9 protein-coding genes are annotated in these 7177 nt (G+C 67.1%); 3 read left to right on the forward strand and 6 right to left on the reverse strand.

What is annotated here, in order from left to right:
• Positions 1-74: 74 nt before the first annotated feature.
• The 3 genes from ACEN88_RS20735 to ACEN88_RS20745 are packed head-to-tail and all read right to left on the reverse strand — an operon-like array spanning position 75 to position 2194.
• Positions 75-641 carry a DUF4140 domain-containing protein gene (locus ACEN88_RS20735; RefSeq protein ID WP_413342578.1) on the reverse strand — a complete coding sequence of 189 codons (567 nt, stop codon included), beginning with the start codon at positions 639-641 and terminating at the stop codon, positions 75-77.
• Positions 642-648: 7 nt separating this feature from the next.
• The gene (locus tag ACEN88_RS20740) at positions 649-2001 is read right to left on the reverse strand and encodes an RNA-guided endonuclease InsQ/TnpB family protein (protein WP_413342580.1); all 1353 of its coding nucleotides are present in this window, start codon (positions 1999-2001) and stop codon (positions 649-651) included.
• Positions 1973-2194 carry a MerR family transcriptional regulator gene (locus tag ACEN88_RS20745; RefSeq protein WP_413342582.1) on the reverse strand — a complete coding sequence of 74 codons (222 nt, stop codon included), beginning with the start codon at positions 2192-2194 and terminating at the stop codon, positions 1973-1975. Before ACEN88_RS20745 ends, ACEN88_RS20740 begins: the two co-directional genes overlap by 29 nt.
• A gap of 213 nt (positions 2195-2407) precedes the next feature.
• Between ACEN88_RS20745 and aqpZ (ACEN88_RS20750) the strand changes: the two genes are divergently transcribed.
• Both aqpZ (ACEN88_RS20750) and aqpZ (ACEN88_RS20755) read left to right on the forward strand, forming a co-directional pair.
• Positions 2408-3136, forward strand: coding sequence for an aquaporin Z (gene aqpZ / locus ACEN88_RS20750; protein ID WP_413342584.1), 729 nt, complete (start codon positions 2408-2410; stop codon positions 3134-3136).
• Positions 3137-3270: 134 nt separating this feature from the next.
• The gene (gene aqpZ / locus ACEN88_RS20755) at positions 3271-4017 is read left to right on the forward strand and encodes an aquaporin Z (RefSeq protein ID WP_413342586.1); all 747 of its coding nucleotides are present in this window, start codon (positions 3271-3273) and stop codon (positions 4015-4017) included.
• Here the strand turns inward: aqpZ (ACEN88_RS20755) and ACEN88_RS20760 are convergent, their stop codons facing one another.
• Together ACEN88_RS20760 and ACEN88_RS20765 are read right to left on the reverse strand one after the other, a co-directional pair.
• Positions 4018-5340: an amidohydrolase family protein gene (locus ACEN88_RS20760; protein ID WP_413342588.1), complete on the reverse strand. Its 1323-nt coding sequence runs from the start codon at positions 5338-5340 to the stop codon at positions 4018-4020. It abuts the gene before it with no gap.
• Positions 5341-5426: 86 nt separating this feature from the next.
• Positions 5427-6074: a CCXG family PEP-CTERM protein gene (locus tag ACEN88_RS20765; protein WP_413342590.1), complete on the reverse strand. Its 648-nt coding sequence runs from the start codon at positions 6072-6074 to the stop codon at positions 5427-5429.
• Positions 6075-6208: 134 nt separating this feature from the next.
• Between ACEN88_RS20765 and ACEN88_RS20770 the strand changes: the two genes are divergently transcribed.
• Positions 6209-6529, forward strand: coding sequence for a hypothetical protein (locus ACEN88_RS20770; protein ID WP_413342592.1), 321 nt, complete (start codon positions 6209-6211; stop codon positions 6527-6529).
• On the opposite strand, the gene ACEN88_RS20775 is transcribed toward ACEN88_RS20770, so the two are convergent.
• Positions 6530-7177 (reverse strand): NAD(P)-dependent oxidoreductase (locus tag ACEN88_RS20775; protein ID WP_413342594.1); only part of this gene is annotated, 648 nt, incomplete at its 5' end.

Raw genomic sequence — 7177 nt, forward strand, 5'->3', positions numbered from 1 at the left:
CCCCCCCCCCCCCATTTTTTTTTTAAATTATACGCCCACCACCTATATCTACACCTCTTTATTCGTCGTCAGCTTCATTTGTTAATAACACACAGCCGCGCGCGCCCGCGCTGGGCGGCGTCGAGCTGCTTCGTCAACGCGCGCTTCTTCGTCTCGTCGTTGCGCACGCGCTCGAGCGCATCGAAGGCGCCCTTGCGGATCGCGTCCAGCGTGCCGGCCAGGCTCTTAGCATCGACCGGCGCGGGCTTGTCGCCGCCCGTGCCCAGCTTCTCGAGATAGCCTTGCACGATCTGGGCCGACTTGATGTCCGCATCGATCGCGGCGACCAGGTCCTGCAGCGCCTGCACCTTCGCCTCCAGGTCCGCCTCGCGCGCGCTCGGGCTGTCGGCCCGCGCCTGGTCGCGCGTGACGACCTGCCCGACCTGGATCCCGGCATCGGCCTGCAGCCGAACGGTGTCCTTGTCGAAGTTGGCGGGCATGCCCGTGATCTCGACCTGCGTCGCGCCGGCCGCCACCTGCGCGACGCGCTCCACCGTGGCGCTGCCGGGGTACAAGGTGACGCTCTGGATGGGGGCTTCTACCGCTGCCACGGACGAGAGGGCGAATGCCAGCCCCAGTGGCCATGCCTGCTTGAATTCCATGATGCTGCTATCGATTACGTGTGCAAATGTGCACAGCATACTCTTCCTGCCCCGAGCCGTCTCGCTGACCGTGCTCGTGCCTGACAGGCGTCACTTCCCCGCCTCCCGCCGGCCCCCGGCCGGCGGCAGTGCCACGTGTTACCGCCTGGCTCGCCTCGGGTAGCGCCGTGCGCGCCGCGAGGGCGCCGGTGGCGAGCCGTTGCAGGTTGATGGCCGCGTTCACGTCGCGGTCGTGCTGCGCGCCGCAACCGGCGCAGGTCCACGCCCGGTCGCCCAACGCCAGCACTCCGTTGCGGGTACCGCACGCCGAACACAGTTTGCTGGACGGGTACCAGCGCTTGGCCAGCACGATGTGCGTACCGTAGCGTCCCGACTTGTACGTCAGCTGGCGCCGGAATTCGTAAAAGCCGACATCGGCGATCGCGCGCGCCAGGCGCGCGTTGGCAAGCATGCCGCGCACGTTCAGGTCTTCGATCACCAGCGCCTGATTTTCGCGGCACAGCCGGGCCGTGAGCTTATGCGTGAAATCCCGGCGCACGCGCGCGATGCGCGCCAGCAGCCGCGCCAGCGCCAGCGCGCCCTTGGTCCGGTTCTTCGATGCCGGCAGGCGCGTGCCCTTGACTATGCGTCCGACGATCCCGGCCGCGGCCTTGGCCGCCTCCAGCTTGCGCGACTGCCGGCGCGAGCGGATGCGCAGGCGCCGCAGCGCCGCCTTCAACGGCCGTGGCGCCGCGATCTTCTCGCCACTGGACAGCGTGGCCGCGCTGGTCACGCCCAGGTCGACGCCGGTGACGGCGTCACCTGTGCGACGCCGCCGGGCCAGGTGGTCCGGCACGTCGACCTGAACCGCCAAATACCAGTGATCGGCTTCGCGCGAGACACTCGCGCCCATGATCTTGCCGCCCCAGCGCAGCGTTTCGCGCAGCGCGACGCGGCCCACTTTCGGCAGCACGGCGCTGCATCCCTCGAGCCGGAACTTGTCGTTCGCCAGGTAGAAGCTGTTGGCCGAACGGCCCTTTTTCTTGAAGCGCGGCGCGTGCGCCGGTTGGCCGGCGCGGCGCTGCTCGAAATATCGGCTCCACGCCTTCGCGAGGTTGGCGAACGGTTGGGCGTGCGCGTCGCGGTGGAGGGCACGCAGCCACGGCTTGCCGTCGGCGTCGAGCCAGTCGGGATCCGAATACTTGATGCGATTGAACGCCTTCTTGAGTGCCATCGCGTTTGGCCGCAGGCCGCGGGCTGCCTGACGGTTCCACTCGGCGAGCGCCCAGTTCCAGACCCGGCGGGCGGTGCCGGCCGCGCGTGCAAAATAGTCGCGCTGCTCCGCTGTCGCGTCAATCCTGATCCGGTGCGCCAGCAGCATGGCTGCTCTCCGGAGTCGCGCGCAACTGGCGGCAGAAGATGCGCAGGCCATGCAATCTGCTTGAGAAGCAATCCACGTAGCGGCGCCGGTTTTTGGTAGTGCGGGCAGCCGGGTCAAACCGATCTTCGCGCTCGCACCGCTGCAGCGAATTGACCGTGATTCCCAGCAGCTTGACAGCCTCGCCCGTGCGCATTCTGTTTTCCATGATCACGATTGGACACATTCACTCATGTTTAGTTCGACTAGAGTCGTACTCTTTCGGGATTGAACCCGCCGAGCTTAGCAAATGGCGCCGTGGGAAAAGCCGCGAAATGTAACGATGTCAACTATCATCTTATGACAACGTTGTTGTTGTACAATTTCTTTTGCGACAAGTCGCGCACTTCACTCTCCGGGAGATCACACCATGTTTCGTAAATGTTTCGCCGAATTCCTCGGCACGTTCTGGCTCGTGCTGGGCGGCTGCGGCAGCGCCGTGCTGGCCGCCAAATTCGCCGACGTCGGCATCGGCCTCGCGGGCGTCTCGCTCGCCTTCGGCCTGACCGTGCTGACCGGCGCTTATGCGTTCGGCCCCGTCTCGGGCGGCCATTTCAATCCGGCCGTCACGGTCGGCCTGTGGGCGGGCGGCCGCTTCCCGGCGCGCAATATCGTTCCGTACGTCGTCGTGCAGGTGTGCGGCGCGATCGCGGCAGCAGCAGTGCTGTATGCGATCGCGAGCGGCAAGCCGGGCTTCGACCTCGCGGGCGGCTTTGCCTCGAACGGCTACGGCGAACACTCGCCGGGCGGCTATTCGCTCGGCGCGGCCCTCGTCACGGAACTCGTGATGACGTTCATGTTCGTGCTGATCATCCTCGGCGCGACGCATACCCGTGCGCCCGTGGGCTTTGCCGGTCTCGCGATCGGGCTGGCGCTGACGCTCATCCACCTGATCAGCATCCCCGTCACCAACACGTCCGTCAACCCGGCCCGTAGCACGGGCCAGGCGCTGTTCGTCGGCGGCTGGGCGGTCGCGCAACTGTGGCTGTTCTGGCTCGCGCCGCTGCTGGGCGGCGTGCTGGGCGGCGCGGTGTACCGCATCCTGCTCGAACGCGACGAGACCGAGCCGGCGGTGGAAGGACGTCCGGTCCGCACCTGAACGCCGGCCGCACACGGCGCACAGGCGGGCTGCTGCACGATTTTGCTGGCGGCCCGCCGCGCGGCACCTAGAATGGTGAAAGCGTCACGCCCCGCGGGCGCGGTGACGTGGCGCCCTCATCTCGGGAGGTTGCCATGTATCGTAAATGTCTCGCCGAATTCATCGGCACATTCTGGCTCGTGCTGGGCGGCTGCGGCAGCGCCGTGCTGGCCGCGACATTCCCTGACGTCGGCATCGGCTTCACCGGCGTCGCGCTTGCCTTCGGGCTTACCGTGCTGACAGGCGCCTACGCGCTCGGTCCGGTCTCCGGCGGCCACTTCAATCCGGCCGTGACCGTCGGTCTCTGGGCGGGCGGCCGCTTCCCCGCCCGCCAGATCGGCCCGTACATCCTCGTGCAGGTGGCCGGGGCAATCGCAGCGGCGGCCGTCCTGTACGCCATCGCGAGCGGCAAGCCGGGCTTCGATGCGGCGGCCGGCTTCGCCGCCAACGGCTATGGCGCGCACTCGCCCGGCAACTACTCGCTGGGGTCGGCGCTGATCACCGAAGTGGTCATGACGTTCATGTTCGTACTGATCATTCTCGGCGCGACGCACACGCGGGCGCCGGTCGGGTTTGCCGGCCTCGCGATCGGGCTGGCGCTGACGCTGATCCACCTGATCAGCATCCCCGTGACCAACACGTCCGTCAATCCTGCCCGCAGCACGGGGCCCGCGCTGTTCGCCGGCACCTGGGCGCTCGCGCAGTTGTGGCTGTTCTGGCTCGCGCCGCTGCTGGGCGGTGCATTGGCCGGCATCTTGTACCGCGCCGTGCTGGAACGCGAGGTGTCCGAGCCTGCGGTGGAGGGCCAGCCGGACTTGGGCCTGCGGCCGGCCCACCGCTGATCAGCGTGCGGCGTGCCTGCGTACGACGATCCCGTCCTTCATCACGAACACCGGCCGCTCGGTGACCGTGATGTCGGCGATGGGATTGCCGGGAACGGCCACCACGTCCGCCAGCTTGCCCGCTTCCAGCGTGCCGACGCGCTCAAACGTGCCCAGCAGGCGAGCCGCGTTGGCGGTGCCGGCCAGCAGCGACTGCGCAGGCGTCAGCCCGTTCTCGACCATGTAGCGGAATTCGCGCGCATTCGTGCCGTGCGCGCCGACGCCGGCATCCGTGCCGAGCGCGATCGGCACGCCGATCTGCACGGCGTGGCGGAACGTCTGGCGCAGGTGCGCCGCGGCGGCGCGGCCCTTTTCCGCGATCACGGGCGGGAAAGTGGCGATCTTTTCCTCGACGTGCGCGATGGCGGAAATCGTCGGCACGAGATAGACGTTCTTTGCCTTCATCGCGCGCAGCGTGTCGTCCTCGATGAAGCTGCCGTGCTCGATCGAATCGACGCCGGCCGCCACCGCCATCTTCGCCGCCTTGTCGCCATGCGCATGCGCCGCGACCTTGCGGCCCCACGCGTGCGACTCGCCGATCACGGCATTCATCTCGTCCTGCGACAGCTCCGGTGCATCGACGGGATCCGACAGCGACAGCACGCCGCCCGACGGCATGAACTTGATGACGTTGGCGCCGTACTTGATCTGGTAGCGCACCGCGGCCCGACACTCTTCCGGCCCGTTGCACACGCCCTGCAGCGGCCCGGCCAGCGGCAGTTTATGCGGCGGAATCGGGTCCTGGTCCGCATGGCCGCCGGTGGAGCCGACCGCATAGTTCGACACGAGCATGCGCGGCCCCGGCACCTTGCCCGCGTCGATGGCGTTGCGCAGGCCAAGCGCGACCCAGTCCGTCGAGCCGACGTCGCGTACGGACGTGAAACCCGCCTCGAGCGTGATGCGCGCGTAATAGGCGCCGTACAGCGCCTGCTCCGCCGGGAAGCGCATCATGTTGTCGAAGAAGTCGCCGTACCAGTTGTCGCTGCCCTGGCCGGACAGGTGCACGTGGGCGTCGATGAAGCCCGGCAGCAGGGTCGCGTCGCCCAGATCGATGACCTCGGCGCCGGCCGGCACGTCCGCCTTGTCGGCTTGTGCGATGCGGACGATCTTGTTACCGACGATGGTCAGCTGGGGATGCTCGACGAGCTTGCCGCTGGCGCCGTCGAACATGCGCGCGGCGCGCAGGACGACGGTGTGTGGGGTCGCCGGGGCGGCGTCGGCCGCGCAGGCGTTAATGGCCAGGAGGGAGAGGACGGCGGTGAGGATGCGGGTTGGTATTGTCATTGTGGGCAGCTCATCGGTAGGAAAGCGCCGATGTTACGCCCAGGGACTCCCATTAACAACGTGATCGCATGCCGCACCGCGGCATATCACGCCTGCTTGCGGCGGCGACGAATGAAGGCGATGGCGCCGGCACCCAGGCCGAACGTCGCGATGCTGACCGGTTCCGGCACGGCGTTCAGCTGGTCGGTGCTGGCGAACGTGGCGTAGGCGGCGGCATTCGCGGCCTTGAACTGGGCCTGCATGGCGCCGTCGCAGCAGTCTTCGATGCCGTAGATCTTCAGGACGTGGTTGCCCGCCGCAAGATTGAGCGCGCCCTGCAGGCTGCCGTTCGCCGCGCCGTAGGTGTTGGCCCACCACATGTCGTGCGTGTTGTAGCCGAGGGCAACGCCGTCGACGAACAGGGCGCCGCCGAAGCCGAAATCGACGCCGGTGCGGAAGTTCCACGTGCCGGCCTGCGCCGCGGTGACGCCGAAATCGATCGTGGACTCGAAGGCGTAATTGCTGATCCCGCCGAAGTAATTCTTGACCGCCAGGTTGTCGTACACTGCGACGGACTTGCTGCCCTTGTACGCGGCGGGATTGGCAATGGCGGCATCCACGGCCAGCTTGTATGCAGCCGCGTTTGCCTGCGCCGCGGGCGACGTGGTCGCCACCTGTACGGTAATGACGCTGGCGTTGGCATTGAAGGCGAAGCTGGCAAGCAGGGCAAGGGCGAGTCGGGAGCGCGCGTTCATCGCAGATTTCCTTAATTTTGTTTAACTTAGATCAATATATCATTCCAAAAAGAACTTTGTCATTACAAAAAGGAATCTTTGTTGTTTATTTATTATTTTGCGTCAATACGACGCAACACGATGGGCCTTCGTCCATGACGCCACGCTGCCAATCGGTTTCCGCGAACTTCCTGATGGGTGCAGGCATCCTGCCGCTGGCCCTGTACATCGCCTGGGTCGCCGCCTTCCTGATCACGACCGTGCCCGGCCAGCCGCCCCGCGTCCCGATCATCGATCCGATCGGCATGGTGGGCCTCGGCATGGTCGTATACCTCGGCTCGTCCATCGTCGCCGGGCTGGGCATCGTGTGGTCGTGGCTGCTGGCGCGGGCCTATCCGGAGCGGCGCACGCGCCGGGCACTGGTCCTGCCCGTCATCGTCATCCTGGTGCTGGTGCTGCCGTTTGTCTTTCCGTGATCAGTTCAATCCGCCGCGCCGCGCCGCGTGCTTGCCCAGCGCCGCCAGATCGAGATCGGCATCGCCCTGCGCGACGGCATCCTGCAAGGTCGACTTCAACGTCTCGCCGAATGCCAGCGGCAAGCCCTTGCCCTGCCCCGCCTCCACCGCGAGGCGCACATCCTTCAGGCCCAGCGACAGTTTGAAGCCGGCCGGCGAATAGCGCTCCCCGGCGATCATCCCCCCATAACCCTTGTACACGGGCGAACCGGCGAACAGCGTGCTGGTGACGAGGTCGATGAAATCCGCGGCCGGCACGCCGTGGGCACGCGCCAGCGCGGCGCCCTCGCCCGTCGCTTCGATCGCGCAGGCGAGCATCAGGTTGCACGCGAGCTTGATCGCATTCGCCTGTTCCGGCTCGCTGCCGAAGCGCCACGTCTTTTGTCCCAGCAGGTCGAACAGGGGCTGCACGCGCGCGATCAATTCGTCGCTGCCGCCGGCGAGGATGTTCAGCTTGCCCGCTGCCGCGACGTCCACGCGGCCCAGCACCGGCGCGGCGACATAGCCGACGCCGCGCTCGACGTGCAGCGCCGCCATCTCGCGCGCGAACGCGACGGAGACGGTGGCCATGTTGACGTGGATGGTGCCGGGCGCCATCGCGGCCAGCAC

It is taken from the genome of Massilia sp. CT11-108 (assembly GCF_047302915.1).
In the GTDB taxonomy this organism is placed as follows: domain Bacteria; phylum Pseudomonadota; class Gammaproteobacteria; order Burkholderiales; family Burkholderiaceae_D; genus Telluria; species Telluria orientalis.

Coding starts and splice junctions, on each gene's coding strand:
- ACEN88_RS20760 (WP_413342588.1), bottom strand. CDS start 5,340: ATGACAATACCAACCCGCATCCTCACCGCCGTCCTCTCCCTCCTGGCC.
- ACEN88_RS20735 (WP_413342578.1), bottom strand. CDS start 641: ATGGAATTCAAGCAGGCATGGCCACTGGGGCTGGCATTCGCCCTCTCG.
- ACEN88_RS20745 (WP_413342582.1), bottom strand. CDS start 2,194: ATGCGCACGGGCGAGGCTGTCAAGCTGCTGGGAATCACGGTCAATTCG.
- ACEN88_RS20770 (WP_413342592.1), top strand. CDS start 6,209: ATGACGCCACGCTGCCAATCGGTTTCCGCGAACTTCCTGATGGGTGCA.
- ACEN88_RS20765 (WP_413342590.1), bottom strand. CDS start 6,074: ATGAACGCGCGCTCCCGACTCGCCCTTGCCCTGCTTGCCAGCTTCGCC.
- aqpZ (WP_413342586.1), top strand. CDS start 3,271: ATGTATCGTAAATGTCTCGCCGAATTCATCGGCACATTCTGGCTCGTG.
- ACEN88_RS20740 (WP_413342580.1), bottom strand. CDS start 2,001: ATGCTGCTGGCGCACCGGATCAGGATTGACGCGACAGCGGAGCAGCGC.
- aqpZ (WP_413342584.1), top strand. CDS start 2,408: ATGTTTCGTAAATGTTTCGCCGAATTCCTCGGCACGTTCTGGCTCGTG.